Source organism: Actinotalea sp. C106 (genome assembly GCF_023630195.1).
In the GTDB taxonomy this organism is placed as follows: domain Bacteria; phylum Actinomycetota; class Actinomycetes; order Actinomycetales; family Cellulomonadaceae; genus Actinotalea.
In genome coordinates this window covers 1-16409 of record NZ_JALPKN010000002.1, presented here as the reverse complement: position 1 = coordinate 16409, position 16409 = coordinate 1, and the positions used below count along the sequence as shown (strand labels likewise).

General features: G+C 71.2%; 18 protein-coding genes and 1 tRNA gene. 12 read left to right on the top strand and 7 right to left on the bottom strand.

The window, feature by feature from the left end; all coding sequences use genetic code 11:
* Positions 1-40: 40 nt before the first annotated feature.
* Positions 41-1708 (bottom strand): ABC transporter substrate-binding protein, encoded by a 1668-nt coding sequence (locus tag L0B03_RS00260; protein ID WP_250442580.1) that lies wholly within the window; start codon positions 1706-1708, stop codon positions 41-43.
* Positions 1709-1956: 248 nt separating this feature from the next.
* Between L0B03_RS00260 and L0B03_RS00255 the strand changes: the two genes are divergently transcribed.
* Entirely contained in the window at positions 1957-2622 is a 666-nt protein-coding gene (locus L0B03_RS00255; RefSeq protein ID WP_250442578.1) for a TetR/AcrR family transcriptional regulator, read from the top strand.
* Positions 2623-2711: 89 nt separating this feature from the next.
* Positions 2712-4577: an EAL domain-containing protein gene (locus L0B03_RS00250; protein WP_250442576.1), complete on the top strand. Its 1866-nt coding sequence runs from the start codon at positions 2712-2714 to the stop codon at positions 4575-4577.
* Between the two features lie 48 nt (positions 4578-4625).
* Here L0B03_RS00250 and L0B03_RS00245 read toward each other — a convergent pair whose 3' ends face one another.
* Positions 4626-5168, bottom strand: coding sequence for a hypothetical protein (locus L0B03_RS00245; protein WP_250442574.1), 543 nt, complete (start codon positions 5166-5168; stop codon positions 4626-4628).
* 266 nt (positions 5169-5434) lie between these two features.
* Here L0B03_RS00245 and L0B03_RS00240 point away from each other — a divergent pair, with 266 nt between their 5' ends.
* The 5 genes from L0B03_RS00240 (at position 5435) to L0B03_RS00225 (ending at position 9270) form a co-directional block, all read left to right on the top strand.
* Entirely contained in the window at positions 5435-6259 is an 825-nt protein-coding gene (locus L0B03_RS00240; protein ID WP_250442571.1) for an MEDS domain-containing protein, read from the top strand.
* Positions 6256-7221, top strand: coding sequence for a sensor histidine kinase (locus L0B03_RS00235; protein WP_250442569.1), 966 nt, complete (start codon positions 6256-6258; stop codon positions 7219-7221). Before L0B03_RS00240 ends, L0B03_RS00235 begins: the two co-directional genes overlap by 4 nt.
* 375 nt (positions 7222-7596) lie before the next feature.
* The gene (locus tag L0B03_RS00230; RefSeq protein WP_250442567.1) at positions 7597-8079 is read left to right on the top strand and encodes a hypothetical protein; all 483 of its coding nucleotides are present in this window, start codon (positions 7597-7599) and stop codon (positions 8077-8079) included.
* A 31-nt stretch (positions 8080-8110) separates the two neighbouring features.
* Positions 8111-8398: a transposase gene (locus L0B03_RS19660; RefSeq protein WP_374204844.1), complete on the top strand. Its 288-nt coding sequence runs from the start codon at positions 8111-8113 to the stop codon at positions 8396-8398.
* The gene (locus tag L0B03_RS00225; RefSeq protein ID WP_374204843.1) at positions 8395-9270 is read left to right on the top strand and encodes an IS3 family transposase; all 876 of its coding nucleotides are present in this window, start codon (positions 8395-8397) and stop codon (positions 9268-9270) included. Before L0B03_RS19660 ends, L0B03_RS00225 begins: the two co-directional genes overlap by 4 nt.
* A 150-nt stretch (positions 9271-9420) precedes the next feature.
* Here L0B03_RS00225 and L0B03_RS00220 read toward each other — a convergent pair.
* Positions 9421-9493, bottom strand: a tRNA-Arg gene (locus tag L0B03_RS00220).
* Between the two features lie 127 nt (positions 9494-9620).
* A complete protein-coding gene (locus tag L0B03_RS00215) occupies positions 9621-10079 on the bottom strand; it encodes a GatB/YqeY domain-containing protein (RefSeq protein ID WP_250442564.1) in 459 nt (152 codons plus the stop codon).
* Between the two features lie 176 nt (positions 10080-10255).
* Here L0B03_RS00215 and L0B03_RS00210 point away from each other — a divergent pair, with 176 nt between their 5' ends.
* A complete protein-coding gene (locus L0B03_RS00210) occupies positions 10256-11014 on the top strand; it encodes a hypothetical protein (RefSeq protein WP_250442562.1) in 759 nt (252 codons plus the stop codon).
* A gap of 120 nt (positions 11015-11134) precedes the next feature.
* Positions 11135-12967, top strand: a complete 1833-nt coding sequence (locus tag L0B03_RS00205; RefSeq protein ID WP_250442560.1) for an ABC transporter ATP-binding protein — start codon at positions 11135-11137, stop codon at positions 12965-12967.
* A 22-nt stretch (positions 12968-12989) separates the two neighbouring features.
* On the opposite strand, the gene L0B03_RS00200 is transcribed toward L0B03_RS00205, so the two are convergent.
* Positions 12990-13301, bottom strand: a complete 312-nt coding sequence (locus tag L0B03_RS00200) for a helix-turn-helix domain-containing protein (RefSeq protein ID WP_250442558.1) — start codon at positions 13299-13301, stop codon at positions 12990-12992.
* A 67-nt stretch (positions 13302-13368) separates the two neighbouring features.
* Here L0B03_RS00200 and map point away from each other — a divergent pair, with 67 nt between their 5' ends.
* On the top strand, positions 13369-14145 hold the full coding sequence (gene map / locus L0B03_RS00195; protein WP_250442555.1) for a type I methionyl aminopeptidase: 777 nt from the start codon (positions 13369-13371) through the stop codon (positions 14143-14145).
* A complete protein-coding gene (locus L0B03_RS00190) occupies positions 14142-14390 on the top strand; it encodes a hypothetical protein (protein ID WP_250442553.1) in 249 nt (82 codons plus the stop codon). The genes map and L0B03_RS00190 overlap by 4 nt, the downstream gene beginning before the upstream one ends.
* 76 nt (positions 14391-14466) lie before the next feature.
* Here L0B03_RS00190 and L0B03_RS00185 read toward each other — a convergent pair whose 3' ends face one another.
* Positions 14467-14901, bottom strand: coding sequence for a hypothetical protein (locus L0B03_RS00185; RefSeq protein WP_250442551.1), 435 nt, complete (start codon positions 14899-14901; stop codon positions 14467-14469).
* Positions 14902-14943: 42 nt separating this feature from the next.
* Positions 14944-15717, bottom strand: a complete 774-nt coding sequence (locus L0B03_RS00180) for an LLM class F420-dependent oxidoreductase (RefSeq protein ID WP_250442549.1) — start codon at positions 15715-15717, stop codon at positions 14944-14946.
* Between the two features lie 60 nt (positions 15718-15777).
* Here L0B03_RS00180 and L0B03_RS00175 point away from each other — a divergent pair.
* Positions 15778-16409 (top strand): CynX/NimT family MFS transporter (locus L0B03_RS00175; RefSeq protein ID WP_250442548.1); only part of this gene is annotated, 632 nt, incomplete at its 3' end.

Sequence of the window (16409 nt, the reverse complement as noted above, 5' to 3'; positions counted from 1 at the left end):
GGGGCGGGGGCACGCAGCACCCGCCCCGTCGCGGACCGGATCACTCGACGGGCTCGAGGTTCACCAGGACCTGGACGATCCCCGGCTGCGTCGGGTCCGCGGAGGCGTAGGCGTCCTCCTCCGAGGGCCAGCCCATGTAGTTGCGCGTGTTGAACTCGCCGAGCAGCGGGTGCGCACCGAGCGGGATGGCGGGCACCTGCTCGACGAACGCCTCCTGCAGCACGGCCGAGGCAGCGGTGCGGTCCTCGTCGGTGGAGGCGGTGGCGTAGGTGTTGAGCGCCTCGGTGACGGCGGCGTCCTCGAAGCGGCCGAAGTTGTACTGCGCGCGGTCCTCGACGATCCAGCGCGGGTCCATGGTCGAGGTGTAGAGGCCGTAGGAGTTCCCGGTGTCCTCGAGCCAGTGGATGATCGCCTGGAAGGTGCCCTCCTGGCGGGCGGCGTCCCAGCCGCCCCAGTCGGGCTGGTCCACGGTGACCTCGATGCCCAGGGCCTCGTCGAGCTCCTCGGCGATCAGGGCCTGCTCGGTGTTCCAGTCGCTCCAGCCGGCGGGCACGGAGATCGAGAAGGTGACGCGCTCGCCGTCGGGGTCGATCAGGGCGTCGTCGGTCCAGGTGTAGCCGGCGTCGGTGAGGATCTCGCGGGCCTTGGCGACGTCGACCGCGTAGTCCTGGCCCTGGTACTCGGGGATGATCTCGTCCTCCAGCACGCTGCTGAGGCCGGTCATGTTCCAGACGGGCTCGCTCGCGCCCTCGCGGGCGATGTCGACGTAGGCCTGGCGGTCGATCGTCCAGGCGAGGGCCTCGCGCAGGGCGACGTCGTTGAAGGGCTTGGTCTGCAGGTTCATGAACAGGGTGCCGGCGCCCGCGGTGGGCGAGACGAGGAAGTGGTTGTCCTCGTCGGCGGCCAGGTAGCTGTCCTGGATCTGCGGGATGAAGGCCTGCGCCCAGTCGGCCTCACCGGAGACCAGAGCGGTGGTGAGGGCGGCGTTGTCGCCGTAGGAGACGTAGTGCAGCTGCGGCACGGACAGCTCGCCGCCCCAGTAGTCGGGGTTCGCGGCGAGGGTCACCGACTCGGTGGACCAGGAGTCGAGCACGTACGGGCCGGTGCCGACGGCGAGGCCGTCCTCGGTGAGGGGGTCGGTGTTGGGGTCCTCGATGCCCTCCCAGAGGTGCTTCGGGACGATCGGGGTGTGCAGCACGCGGGCCTGGGCGGTGAACTTGGACTCGGCGAAGGCCAGGGTGATCGCGTCGCCGTCGACGGTCGCCCCCTCGTAGCCGAGGCCTGCGGTGTCGGTGAGCCGGCCGTCGAGGTACTGGTCGAAGGTGTAGACGATGTCCTCACCGGTGAACTCGGTGCCGTCGCTCCAGGTCACGCCGCTGCGCGGGACGACCGTGAGCTCGGTGTAGTCGTCGTTCCACTCGACCGACTCGGCGAGCCACGGGGTGGTGAGGAGGTCGCCCGTGGGGTTCACGAGGGCGAGGGGCTCGAAGATCACCTTGGCGTAGCCGTACTTCGACGCTGAGGAGTCGCCCAGGTAGGGGTTGTGGGACTCGGTGGTGATCGCGCCGTCGGGCTTGGCGATGGTCAGGGCGGCGCCTGGTTCGGCGGACGCGTCCGGGTCGGATGCGCCGGGCTCGCCCGTTCCGCATCCGGCGAGGGCGAGCGCCGTGACGACGCTCAGGGTGACGAGGGAGGTCCGTAGCCTCATTGCTTCTCCTTCGATGTGCGGGGATGCGGTGCACCCGCCAGCCCCTGGCCGCCCTCCGCGATGAGGGAGCGCCACGTAACTTACAGACCAGTCAGTAAGTTGTAAATAGTGGCCTGCCCCGAAAGCCGACGGCGTGGCCGAGCGCGCCTCGGCGGTGGTGCGAGCGGCCTAGACTCGACCGCGCACACCGTGCTCGCCGTCTACCTGCCGAGCCGTGGCGCGGACACCCGAGGGAGAGCGAGGACGTGATGGCGGAACGACGCGCCCCGCGCGCCCGCGCCGGGACCCTCGTCAAGCGCACCGAGATCCTGCGCGCCGCGATGACCACCTTCGGGGCCAAGGGCTTCAACAACGGGCCGCTCACCGAGATCGCCGACCAGGTCGGCATGACGCACGCCGGGATCCTGCACCACTTCGGCTCGAAGGATCAGCTGCTCGTCGAGGTGCTGAGGTTCCGGGACGCCGAGGACGTCGCCGACCTCGAGGGCGCGCACATCCCCGAGGGCATGGAGCTCTTCCGCCACCTGGTCCGCACGGCCTTCGCCAACGAGGCCCGCCCCGGCATCGTCCAGGCCTACGCCGTGCTCTCCGCAGAGTCCGTGACGGACGACCACCCGGGGCGTGCCTACTTCGAGGAGCGCTACCAGACGCTGCGCGGGGAGATCGTCGAGGCGTTCACCGCCGTCTGCGCGGAGCGGGGGGTGACGGCGCCCAGCACGGTGGGGTTGGCGGCCGCGAGCATCCTCGCGGTGATGGACGGGCTGCAGGTCCAGTGGCTGCTGTCGCCGGACGACGTGCGGCTGGCGGAGGCTAGTGCGTTTGCCATCGAGGCCATTGCGGCACAGGTGGTGGGGGCGGAGGGGGTGCCGCTCGACCTGCACTCGGCCAGGGCCGCCGACGCACCCGGGGCCTGACCCGGCAGACGGACTCGTCAACACCAGCCCTTTTCGGCCGATAGCAGGGCGTGGAGATCCGGAGGCACTTCGAGCCTCGCGATGCGGCCGTGGCGGGTCCGACCGCCGGCGTGCTCCTCGTCGCGGCTGCGGTGGTGACCGCGGGAGCAGCCGTCGTCGACCCGCCCGAGGGTCCGTCGGCACGGCCCCTCGTCCTGGTCGTGCCCGTCCTGCTCGTCCTGATCGGCGTCTTCCTGCGCTCCCCGCGTGGGCGTCGGCCGTCACCGGTGCTGTCGCTCATCCCGCTGGGAGCGCTCGTCGCGATCGCTGTGCTGGACATCGCGACGAAGGACGCCGGCATCTCCGGGCACATCTTCTTCTGCGTCCCGGTGCTCTACGCCGCCTCGCAGCTCCGCACGGGTGCGGCGGTGGTCATCACCGCCGCGGCGATCGCCCTCGACGCCCTGGTGGCCTTCACGCTCGTGCCACCGGCCCAGGCCCTCACCGACGTGCTGTACATGGCCACGACCATGACGGCGATCGCCGTCGTGCTGATCCGCAAGGGTCGCAGCCAGGACGCGGTGGTCCGGCAGCTGCAGGAGGGCAAGGACGCGCTCCTGCGGCAGGCCACCCACGACGCCCTGACCGGCCTGCCGAACCGGGTGCTCTTCCACCAGCAGGTGCACGAGGCCCTGCTCGCACAGCCGCGGTCCCCGTCGGAGGGTCCCGGGGACTCCGACCGTCGTCGGCGAGACGCCCCCGACGACGTCGCCGTGCTCTTCTGCGACCTGGACGACTTCAAGGCGGTCAACGACAGCCTCGGGCACCGCGCGGGCGATGAGCTCCTCGTCACCATCGCCGGCAGGCTGCGTTCGCGCCTGCGGGCGCAGGACGTGGTCGCCCGCCTCGGTGGCGACGAGTTCGCGGTGCTCCTGCACGGCGTCGACCCCGAGGCAGCGCGCGTCATGGCCGGGAACCTGCTCGAGGCCGTCGCCACGCCCGTACCGGTCGCCGGGCACCACGTGCACGTCGCGGCCAGCATCGGCATCACGCTCACCCAGGCGGGAGCCGACAAGGACGTCCACACCCTGGTCCGCGAGGCCGACATCGCGATGTACGCGGCCAAGGCAGCCGGCCGCGGCAGGTGTGTGGAGTTCACCGAGCAGATGCTGACGGCGCAGGTCGAGCAGGCGTCCCTCGTCCAGGACCTGCACGGCGCAGTCTCACGCGGCGAGTTCTCGGTGCACTACCAACCCGTCGTCGACCTACGATCCCGGCTGGTCGACGGCCTCGAGGCCCTGGCCCGCTGGACGCACCCGGTCCGTGGGCCTGTCTCCCCCGAGACCTTCATCCCGCTCGCCGAGCAGGCCGGTCTGATCGACGAGATCGGAGCGTTCGTGCTCGCCGAGGTGACCGCGCACAGCCGACCGTTGTCCGCCGCGGCAGGCAAGCAGCTCAGCATCGGGATCAACATGTCAGCGGCGCAGCTCGTCAGCACGCGCATCCTCGACATGATCCCCAGCGGCCAGACCGAGACGATGCAGCTGATCATCGAGGTCACCGAGAGCACGCTGATCCGCGCGGATGTGGTCCCGGTGCTCGAGGAGCTGCGACGGCGGGGGATCCTCATCGCGATGGACGACTTCGGAGTCGGGCAGTCGTCGATCGCCGCGCTGCGCCTCATGCCGGTCGACATCATCAAGCTCGACCGTGCCTTCACCGTGGAGGTCTCCAGCGACCGCCGGGCCGCTGCCATCGTACGCTCGATGGCGGCGATGGCCGGTGACCTGGGCCTGCCGCTGGTCGCGGAGGGTATCGAGACCACCGAGCAGCTCGAGGCGCTCACGGGCATCGGGTGCAACTACGGGCAGGGGTATCTGCTAGCGCGGCCCGTGGCGCTGGCGGCCATGGTCGCGTTCCTCGACGGGCAGCGGGTGCCGGCCGGGGCCGGTAGCGGAGATGCCTCTCGGGGCTAGCCTTGCCGCCCTCGCCCAAGGGTGTTCGAGTCACCTGCACGCGGTCGCTCAGCCGCAGGCGGTCGCGGCCTCGAGGCGGACGAGCACCGACGACCCGTCGATCGGGATGAAGTCGGCCGTGAGTCGGCTGCCCCGGGCGTCGCCGCTGTCGCTGTACCAGCCGACCTGACGGGCCACGGGCTCGTCGGTCGGGGTGCTCTCCCACGCCCGGTCGAGGTGGTCGGGGCCCAGGGGGTTCTGCGCAACGGCGCCACGGACCGCCTGGGCGGCGACGTCGAGCTGCGTGTCGGTGGCGGCCGCGCCCGCCTCGGGGTTGGGGTTGGGCAGGCGCCCGACGGCGAGCCACCGGTAATGCTCGCCGCCCTCAGCGCAGGGCACGGTCACGGACGCGTCGTCCACGACGTCGACGTCGGTCAGGGCGTCGAGGTACTCGAGCGAGCCGCGGACGTGCTCGGCGAGGGTCACGGCATCCTCACGCTGGGCGCTGATGTCCGGGGCGTTCGAGCAGCCCGACAGGACGAGGGCGGCCACCAGGGCCGTCGAGGCGAGGGCGCCGTGGCGCAGGGCAGGGCGTCGAGTGGCGGTGCGCACGGGGACATCTTGCAGCACGGGTCGCGCGGGGGTGGAGGAGCCTTCCCGAGCGAGCGATCAGGCGGTGCCTCAGCTCCATGACGAGGCGCCGACGGCGACGCTCGCCTGATGCAGGTGGTCACGAGCGCCAGGCGCCCTTGTGGCGGACCACCTCGTCGAGGGGAGGACCATCCACGACCTGTGGCACACACCGGGCAGCTGACGAGGCACTGTGGAAAAATCCTGGAACAGCGGCCTTGAGGGGGCAGAGCGCGGAGAGGTGTCATGTGCAGCGTTTCCTGACGACGGCGACCGGACGCTCCCCCGGGGACCACGTGTGCTGGTGGTTCCGCGGACTTGAGGAGTATGCGCAGACAGCGCGGGAGTACATCAGGGAGGGTCTGGACAGCCGCCAGCTGGTGGCCTTCACCAAGGTCACGCCCACCGGGCTCGAGCACACGATCGTGTCCGACGTCGCCCAGGTGGGCCGCCCTGCCGACCACGGACGGTTGGTGCTGAACGACTCGCAGGTTCCGGCCCGGAGGATGTCACCCACGAGCGCACCGTCGGAGTTCGACCGGATGACCCGCGCCGCGGTCGCGGACGGCTACACGGGGCTGCGGGTGTTGACCGACGTCAACGACCTCGTCCGCACGCCGGACGGGTTGCGTCAGTGGATCCGGACCGAGCACCTCATCGACCGGTACGCCGTGGACCACCCGCTCACCATCCTGTGCGGCTATGACGTCGACGACGTCGGAGAGCAGACCGTCGCCGAGGCGGCCCGGGTCCATCCGCTGACCCGTGGCGCCCTGTCCCCGTTCCTCGTGCGCGCAGCCGACACGAGAGGCGGACTCGCCCTGGTCGGTGAGGTCGACAGGGCGTCGGCCGCCAACCTCTGGGGCGCTCTGATGGCGATCGGTCCGGAGATCCCCTCCCGCGTCACGTTGGACATGTCCGAGGTCGAGTTCATCGATCACTCGAGTCTCATGGCGGTCGATCGAGCCGCCCACTCACTGGACGTCACGGTGACGCTGGTGGGAGCGAAAGGGCTGACCGAGTGGCTCGTCCATACCCTCGGCCTGCGCCACGTCAGGACGGATCCAGCATGACTACCACCACGCGCCCTGAAGAGCGTTTCCGCCACGAGCTCGTCCTGCACACCGGCACCGACGCGCTGGTCGACCTGATGACGCCGTTCGTGCAGGACGGCGCCGCCGCAGGGGATGAGATCCTCGTGGTCGGCGAACCGGAGTTCGTCGACCACCTGCTGGCCGCGGTGCCCGGCGTCGACGGGATCCAGGCGATTCCCGAGCGGAGCCGTGAGCGCTTCCCTGGCCGGGACCTGCACAGGTTCCAGCAGTCCCTTGCACGGTTGGACGCGACCGCGTCCTCCGTCCGGGTGGTCAACCAGATGCCCACCATGACCGAGCACCAGTGGCACGAGTGGCGCCGGTACGAAGCCGCCGCCAACTACGTCCTGGCTCCGTACCGGGTGTGGGGCACGTGCGCGTACGACACCGATGTGCTCGACGAGACGATGCTCGAGGACCTCAGCGCGAGCCACGCACAGCTGCACACCCCCGCCGGCACACGCTCCAGCGAACGGTTCGCGGATCTGGACGACCACATCGCCGGCTACCTCGACCTCCCTCCACACCCCATCGAGGCGACCACCCCGCACCTGTCGCTGCACGAACCCTCGGTCCACGCAGCGCGCCGCGCGGTCCAGGCCCTCGCCGCGGCGCTCGGGCTCACTGACGAGGCGATCCAGGCCGCCATGCTGGCCGTCACCGAGACGGTCACCAACGGCACCCGCCACGGTCGCGGTCCCGTGGAGGTGAAGGCGTGGACCGAAGGCGGACAGCTCACCGTCTCGGTCACCGACGCGGGCTCAGGACCTCACCCGCTCGTGGGCCTCCGACCGGTGCCGCTCGACAGCCCATCCGGTCGCGGCATGTGGATCCTGCACCAGCTGCTGAGCGACCTGAACCACCGCAGGCACCGGGACGGCTACACCGTCCGGTTCAGCGTCGGCGGGGCCGCGCCCGTCATCCCACGACCTGTCCGATGACGGAGTCTTCGGGCCCGGCGAGTCGTCTTTGTCAGTGCTGTCGCTCGACCGCTGCCAACGTCGACGCTGACGTCGAGCACGGAGAGAATGGCCACGTGGATCGCCGAGACGGGTGGCGTTCGGGCCGCTGGGGCGCGTGGCGGCCTTGTGCGCTTGGGCAGACTCGAACTGCTGGCACCCGCTGCAGGAGTTCGATCTTGGTCGGCGCGCAGTGCGCTGACCTGCGGAAATACACGCAGGCAGTTCGTGTGTGGAGCCCGCTCCGAGGCCAGCGCTGACCACGCGCTGACCACGAGATGGCTTCCATGGGGTCCTACGTCGGTCGAGCCGGGGCTGCCGCTGAACCAGCCAAAGCGAAGCTGCCTACAAGAGCGCATGGCGATGTCTGACCTCCATGTCGTCGTGTCGGTGTCGCCTGGGACGCTACCGCTCGTGGAGACACTGACTTTGGGTGGGGGCTGGACCAGCGCCATCGTTGCGGCCGTGGCGAGCCTTGTGGGGGCGCTGGGTGCTGGGTACATCGGCGCTCGGAGCGCACTCACGCGGGATATCGCGCTGAAGCGCAGGAGCGCGGCAGCAAGCGCTGCCGACGAGATCGTCGAGGGTCTGCATGCTGTTCGAGAAGTTGTGAGGCGCTCGGGGTTCGGTCACGTCCAGCCCGCCGACGTGTCAGCCGCCCTGGCCGTGTTCCAGAGTGCATGGGATCGTCAGTCACATCGGCTTCCGCAGAACTGGCCCCACTTCGGGCGCGAGCTGATGTACGCACTGGGTGAGCACTTTGGCGGGGTCGGTTGGTCGCACGTCTTCCTCGACAAGGCGGAAGGGAGCCTGACCCGCTTCTCCGGACACCTGATCTGAGGCGATGATCGTCTCGGAAGGGAGTTCGAGGATGCCTGCAGCCAAGCCGCCGGAGTTTCGGCGTCGAGCAGTGGACCTGGCCCGTTCGGGTCAGCAGCCGGTGGCGAAGATCGCGTCGGATCTGGGGATCAGCGAGTCGTGCCTGCGCCGTTGGATGGCCCAGGACGACGTCGAGGCCGGCCGCCGGGAGGGCCTGACCAGCGACGAGCGCAAAGAGCTCGTCGAGCTGCGCCGCCGGACCCGGGTGCTGGAGATGGAGAACGAGATCCTCAAACGCGCCAGCGCCTACTTCGCCCGGGAGAACGTCCTCCCAAAATGAGTGCCCGGCTGGTCCAGGAGCTGGCGGCCGACGGGGTGCCCGTCGCGCTGACCTGCCGGGTGCTCGGCATCTCCCGCTCAGGGCTCTATGACGCGGCCCGACGACAGCCGAGCGCGCGAGAGGTTGCCGACGAGGCCCTGACCGCGACGATCACCGCGATCCACCACGGGTCGCGGGCGACCTATGGCGCCCCGCGGGTCCATGCCGAGCTGCGCCTGGGCCTGGGGGTCCCCTGCGGTCGTAAACGCGTCGCGAGGTTGATGCGCGCCGCGGGGTTGGTCGGGGTGTGTCACCGGCGCAAACGCCGTGGCCAGCGCCCGCTGCCGGCCCCGCACGAGGACCTGGTCCGGCGGGACTTCACCGCCGACGGCCCGGACCGGCTGTGGTGCACCGACATCACCGAGCACCCCACGAGCACCGGAAAGGTCTACTGCGCCGCGGTCCTCGACGTCTTCACCCGCAAGGTCGTGGGCTGGTCGATCGCGGATCACATGCGCGCCGAGCTGGTCGTCGACGCCCTGCAGATGGCGATCTGGCGTCGTCAGCCGCGTCCGGGGGCGATCGTCCACGCGGACCGCGGAGCCCAGTACACGTCCTGGATCTTCGGCCACCGGCTGCGCCAGGCCGGCCTGCTCGGGTCGATGGGCCGCGTCGCCTCGAGCGTGGACAACACCATGATGGAGTCGTTCTGGTCGACCATGCAGCGCGAGCTCCTCGACCGCCGCATCTGGACCAGTCGCGAGGAGCTGGCCTCGGCGATCTTCGAGTGGATCGAAGGCTTCTACAACCCCGTCCGGCGCCACTCCGGCCTCGGCTACCGGTCCCCGAACGAGTTCGAGGACCTTCACACCGCGGTGGTCACCGCGGCATGATCACCTAACCGCAACTGTCCGGGAAACCGGGTCAGGCTCCGAGAGCGTCAACCATCAGCCGAAGTACCTGTCAACCATCAGCCGAAACACCGTCAAGGCTCAACCGAAGCCAAAACGTCCAGCATCAGGCGAAGTACTACAAACACCCTGTGCGCCTGGGCAGATTCGAACTGCCGACACCCGCTTTAGGAGAGCGGTGCTCTATCCCCTGAGCTACAGGCGCGAGGCCGTCGGCACCTGCGCCGGCAGTCATCCACCGGCCCAGAACGACGGTCCCGTCGACGCCGACCAGACCACGAGCCCGGTCGACGCGCGCACCAGCCTACCGGCGCCCGCGCCGAGGCTCCGCATCAGCCCGCGAGCGCCGCCCGCACCCGCCCCGACAGCTCCTTGCCGTCCACGCGCCCCACCTCAGCGGCCCGCGCGTTCGCTGCCTTCATGACTGCGCCCATGTCCTTCATGCCCGTGGCCCCCGTCTCGGCGATGGCCTCGGCCACCACCTGGTCGAGCTGCTCGGAGGTGAGGGCCTTCGGCAGGTAGGTCTCGATGAGGTCGGCCTCAGCGGTCTCGTTCTCGGCGCGGTCGGTGGCCCCGGCGCCGGTGTAGATCTCGGCGCTCTCGCGGCGCTTCTTCACCTCGCCGGCCAGCACGGCCTGGACCTGCTCGTCGGTGAGCTCGCGCGCGACCTTGCCGGACTTCTCCGCCGCCCGCACCGCGCCGATCATCTGGCGCAGGGTGTTGGTGCGGAACGCGTCCCGCGCCTTCATGGAGGTGGTCAGGTCTGCGGTCAGCTGCTCAAGGGTGCTCATGGGTCCATGGTGAGGGATGAGGGGCTCCGCGTCGCTCATATACTCCCCTCTGCAGTCGGCGAGGAGCCGGCGCAGCAGGGGGGAACGATGGATGACACGGCCCGGCGGATCGCCCTGCCCGCCCGCGCCACGAGAGCCCACCCGAGGTGACCGCCCGGCGCGTCATCCGTCCACCCGTGTCCGTCCCTGGTCCTCCGGTCCGGCTCCGCACAGGGCACCTCGTCCGCCTGATCAGCTCGGTCGGCACCCTCGTCCTCCTCGGTGGCGTGGGGGCCGTGGCAATGCTGCTCTCCGGAGTCCCGGTCGTCGCAGCCATCGGCGCGACCCTCCTCACGGCGCTCACCCTCGGGAGCATGGCGTTGTGGGCGCTGTTCCTCCGGCCCCGACGTGGACGACTCGAGGTGCTCCCGGGCTCTGGCGAGCTGCGACTACCCGCCGTGGCCGGGGTCCGACCGATCGTCGTCGCATGGCCGTGGCTCGGGCTCGTCCTCGCCGCGCTCTTGGTGCTCGCCGGGGTCGTCGGGATCGACATGGGTCCCCGTATCGCCGGACCGGGCGCGGGCCTGGTGCTCGCCGTGATCATCATTGGTGCGCTGAGCCGTCGGGACACGGGGTCGCACGCCCTGCCGTACGTCGCCCTCAGTCCGCGAGGCCTGGTCCACCAGAAGAGCAAGCGGCGGATCCTCGTCCCCTGGGACGAGATCGACACCGTGCGTATCGAGACCAAGCCCGGGGTGCTGCTCCGGGTCCGCTGGGCCCCCGAGCTCGGACAGGATGAGTTCGTCAGCTTCCCCCTGGGTCTCCATGCCAGCGACCCGCGCCTCGTCCTGGCCCTCGTCGAGCACTACCGCCGACACCCCGAGCACCGCGAGGAGCTCGCCGACCGTAGCGCGGTGAGCCGCATCGAGCGCGGGGCCTTCCTCGACGAGCGCTGACAGCCGCGACGGGCATCACTGCCGATCAGCGCCGTACGGGTGTCGAGCAGCCGCCGTCGCGTTGTCCGCGCCCCGCAGAATCGCTCGACCTGCACCACCCCCCGGTGGTCCACTCAGTCCATGGCCACCGACGCCGCCGAGGCTGCCGCTTCGCCCACCACCCCCGACGCCCCGCCGCCCGTCCCGCTGCGCTGGCAGAACATCGCGGTGCTGTGGGGGTTCGTCCGCCCGCACCTGCGCACCGTCGTCTTCGGCACCGTGCTCGGCCTGGGCACCACCGCGACCGCCCTCGCGATGCCGCTGGCCACCAAGTACGTGCTCGACACCCTGGGCACCGGCGTCTCCCTGGCAGGCCCAGCGATGCTGCTGGTCGGCCTGCTGATCCTCGGGTCCATCACCGGGCTCATCCAGTGGATCGTCCTGGGCCGCCTGGCCGAGCACATCGTGCTGGACGCCCGGCAGTCCCTCGTCCAGCGCATGCTGCGCGGGCGCCTGGGCGACGTGCAGCAGCGCACCCCGGGCGAGCTCGTCACCCGCGTCACCTCGGACACCGTGCTGCTCCGCGAGGCCGCCTCCTCGAGCATCGTGCAGCTGGTCAACGGGCTGGTCTCCCTGGTGGGCACCGTGATCCTCATGGCGGTGCTCGACGTGCCGCTGCTGCTCAGCACGCTGACGGCGATCGTCGTCGTCGCCGTCCTCATGGGGGCCCTGCTGCCCCAGATCGGCAAGGCGCAGCGTCAGGCCCAGGAGTCCCTCGGCCACGTGGGTTCGACCCTCGAGGGCGCCCTGCGAGCGCTGCGCACCGTCAAGGCCAGCGGCGCCGAGGAGCGCCAGGCCGGGCAGGTCGCCAGCCAGGCCGAGGAGTCCGCCGGGCACGCCATCCGCGCCGTCCGGGTCACCGCCGTGGCGTGGACCATCGCGGGCGGCGGCATCCAGCTCGCGATCATCGTCATCCTCGGCGTGGGGGCCTGGCGGGTCGGCGAGGGCACCCTCGAGGTCTCGACCCTGGTGGCCTTCCTGCTCTACGCCTTCAACATCGTCGACCCCATCACCACCCTCACCCAGACCTTCACCCAGCTGCAGTCCGGCGTGGCAGCCGCGGCCCGCATCCGCGAGACCGAGTCCATCCACATCGAGGACCTCCACTCCGGCCGCACCCACCCCGAGACCCTCACCCACGACCCCGCCGACGACGGCACCCCACCCGTCCTGTCCCTCGAGGGCGTGCGGCTCACCTACCCCGGGGCCACCGGACCCGCCGTCGACGGCGTGGACCTGGCCGTGCCGCGCCGTGGGCACACCGCCCTGGTCGGCCCCTCGGGCGCGGGCAAGACCAGCCTGCTCTCCCTGCTGCTGCGCTTCATCGAGCCCGACGACGGCGTGCTGCGGCTGGACGGGGTGCCCTACGGCGAGCTGAGCATCGCCACGGTCCGGTCCCGGTTCGCCTACGTCGAGCAGGAGACGCCGCTGCTCTCCGGCACGGTGCGGGACAACCTGCTGTTCCGCTACCCCGACGCCACCGAGGAGGAGGTCTGGGAGGCCCTGCGCGCCGTGCGGCTCGAGGCCACCGTCCGCGCCCTGCCCGAGGGCCTCGACACCCACGTCAACGCCACCGACCTCTCCGGGGGCGAGCGTCAGCGCGTGGCCCTCGCCCGCGCCGTCGTCCAGCGCCCCGCGGTGCTGCTGCTCGACGAGGCCACCGCCCAGCTCGACGGCCTCACCGAGGTCACCGTCCAGGAGGTCATCCACCGCACCGCGCGCGAGGGCGCCGTGCTGACCATCGCCCACCGGCTGTCGACCGTGGTGGACGCCGACCAGATCGTCGTCCTCGAGGGCGGTCAGGTGCGCGCGCGGGGCACCCATGCGGAGCTGCTCGCCGGGGACGAGCTGTACCGCGAGCTGGTCGCGGCGCTGCGGATCGCGGAGAGCGAGCCGGCCGCGACAGCGCCGTAGCTCGACGCCGGTCTGGCTCGGGCTACGAGGCCAGCCGGGGACGCGCCTCGTCGCGAGCCTGGTCCACCTCGCCCGGCCCGACCACGCCGTCGGGCCGGTGGATCTCGGCCCACACCTCGTCCAGCGACAGCCCGAGCACGCCCGCGATCGCCGCGACGGTCGTGAAGGCCGGGGTCGCGACGCGGCCGGTCTCGATCTTGCGGAGGGTCTCGGGCGAGAGGCCGGCGTCGAGGGCGGTGTCGAGCATGGGCCGGTCACCGCGAGCGCGGCGCAGCAGAGCGCCGAGGCGTCGCCCGCGTTCGAGCTCGGCGGGGGTGAGCGGCAACCTGACCATGGGCCGATACTAGTACCGGGATAGCATTGCCGGGATAGTTGTTGGAACACTGAGGAGAAGCCACCGCATGATCGAGATCCTGAACCCCGCCCAGCTGCCCCGAGCGCGGGAGGCGGGCGCCCTGGTCGGCACGATCCTGCACACCCTCCGCGACCGCGTCACGGTCGGCACCAACCTGCTGGACATCGACCGCTGGACCAAGGCCATGATCCTCGAGGCCGGGGCGACGTCCTGCTACGTGGACTACGCACCGTCCTTCGGCAGCGGGCCCTTCGGCCACTACATCTGCACCTCGGTCAACGACGCCGTCCTGCACGGCCTGCCCCGCGACTACCGGCTGGCCGACGGCGACCTGCTGAGCCTCGACCTCGCGGTCTCCCTGGGCGGGAAGGTCGCGGACTCGGCGATCAGCTTCGTCGTCGGGGAGACCCAGGCCCCCGAGGACCTCGCGATGATCGACGCGACCGAACGCGCCCTGCAGGCGGGGATCGCCGCCGCGAGGCCCGGGGCGCGCATCGGCGACCTCTCCCACGCGATCGGCACGGTGCTCAGCGAGGCGGGGTACCTGATCAACGTCGAGTTCGGTGGTCACGGCGTCGGGTCGACCATGCACCAGGACCCGCACATCACGAACACCGGCCGCCCCGGCCGCGGCTACAAGCTCCGCCCTGGCCTGCTCCTGGCCCTCGAGCCGTGGGTCATGGCCGACACCGCCGAGCTCGTCACCGACCCCGACGGCTGGACCCTGCGCAGCGCCACCGGCTGCCGCACCGCCCACAGCGAGCACACCATCGCCATCACCGAGGACGGGGCGGAGATCCTCACCGCGCGGAGGGTGGCGTGAGCGACAACAGCAAGCCCCGCGACCGGGCTTCCCTTCTGCTTCTCGCGCTGGCGGGTACCGCGGCGGTCGCGACGCTGGGCACGCTCGTGTGGTCGGGATATCTGGCCGACGAGGCCGCAGGAGCCCCCGTCGGGGCGGACGTCCCCGGGACGACCGTTGCTGGCGTGCTCCTCTGGTCGCTCGCTGCCCTGACGGTGGTCCTGGCGGTGGCAGCGATCGCCGCGCTCAGCAAGAGGCGCCGGTAGGGATGGTCGACGGTCCGGGCACCACGCACGGCGCCCGGACCGTCGACCGAGCTGCGGTCGGCTCAGACGTCGCCCCTCAGCGCAGCACCCCTCGCGCCGCCATCCACCGGCAGTAGGCCCACAGCCCGACCGTCAGGACCGCGATCCCGATGTCGAACCCGGCGATCCCCGCGCCCAGCGCGGCCCACCGGTCCATGAACGCGAACGTCACCACCAGCAGCACCACCTGGGCGCCGGCCGCGACCGCCGCGGTCGGCGTGGCCCACCGGGACCGGAGCATCAGCAGCACCGGGGCCAGCAGGCCAGCCACCACGTTCAGCGTCCACAGGATGCGCGGGGCCACGGGGTAGTCCGTGAAGTAGGCGACCCCGCCGTCGTCGTAGCCCTGCGCGGCGAAGTAGTCGGCGTCGAGGGCTGCGCTGAGCAGGTAGTCCCGCGCGCCCATGACGTAGAGCGCTAGGGCGAGGAACCCGACCAGCCACAGGTGCCAGGGCCGGCGCGCCTCGTCCATCACGGTGTCCCCCTCCGTCAGCCCTCGTCCTCCGTCAGTCCCTCAGCCCTGCGCGTCGCGCCACTGCACCCACTTCTTCACCAGGTCCATGTCGTAGTCCGGCCCGCCGATCCCCACGGTGAACAGGGTGACGCCCGCGGCGACCATCGCGTCGGCGACCTCCTCGGGGGCCTCGGTGACCCCGGCCGAGCGCTCGATCTGCGTGGCGTCGCGGCCGACGGCGGTGCCGTGCTCGTCGAGGATGCCGCTCTTGCGGGTGATGGTCTCGGCGTCGCCGAAGCCGTGCCAGATGTTCGCGTGCTCGGCGACGATGCGCAGGGTCTTCTTCTCGCCCCCGCCGCCGATCATGATCGGGATCTCGCGGGTGGGGGCCGGGTTGCCCGCAGCGAGGCGGTGGCGGATACGCGGCATGGCCTCGGCGAGGTCGGCGATGCGCTTGCCGGCGGTGCCGAACTCGTAGCCGAACTGGTCGTAGTCCTTCTCGAACCAGCCGGCCCCGATGCCGAGGATCAGCCGCCCGCCGCTCATGTGGTCCACGGTCCGCGCCATGTCCGCCAGCAGGTCCGGGTTGCGGTAGGAGTTGCAGGTGACCAGGGCACCGATCTCGATGCGGCTGGTCTGCTCGGCCCACGCACCGAGCATCGTCCAGCACTCGAAGTGCTTGCCGTCCGGGTCGCCGTACAGCGGGTAGAAGTGGTCCCAGTTGAAGGCGACGTCGACGCCGATCTCCTCCGCGCGCTTCACAGCGTCACGGATCTGGGCGTACTCGGCGTGCTGGGGCTGGATCTGCACCGCGATGCGGATGGGGTAGGTCATGGGATGAGCGTAGGGCGGTCACGGGCTCCGGCGGGAGGGCTGGGCTCCTAGGATCGTGCGATGCCCTCCGCGTCGCGCCCAGCACGCGACGCGCGTCTTCCCTGGTGGGTGGTCGGCGGCGTCGTGCTCGCGGCGTTGTCCCTGCGCGGGCCGATGGTCGCCCCGGCCCCGGTCATCGGGGAGATCTCCCGCGACACGGGCTTCTCGACGGCGGCCGCGGGGCTGCTGACCACCATCCCGGTGCTGTGCTTCGCCCTGGGCATCCCGCTCGCCACCCGGGTGATCCGGCGCGCGGGGCCCGAGGTCGCCGTCCTGCTCTGCCTGCTCGGGGTGCTCGCGGGGACGCTGCTGCGCTCGGTCGGGCCCTCCTGGGCGCTGCTGTCCGGGACGGTGGTGATCGGCATCTCGATCGCCCTGGGCAACGTGGTGCTGCCCGTGGTGATCCGCCGCGACGTGGAACCGGCCCGGCGCGGGACCGTGACGGGCATCTACACCGCGGCTCTCAACGTCGGCTCGATGTTCACCTCGCTGGGCACCGCGCCGCTGGCTGCGGTGATCGGGTGGCAGTGGGCGCTCACGTCGTGGGGGCTGATCACCGTGGCGGGCGCCGCCTGGTGGGCCGCGCTGCTGCGGCAGCACCGGCGTCGGGTCGCGGCCGAGGGGCTGCTGCCCCCCGCGGACCTGCCCGCGCA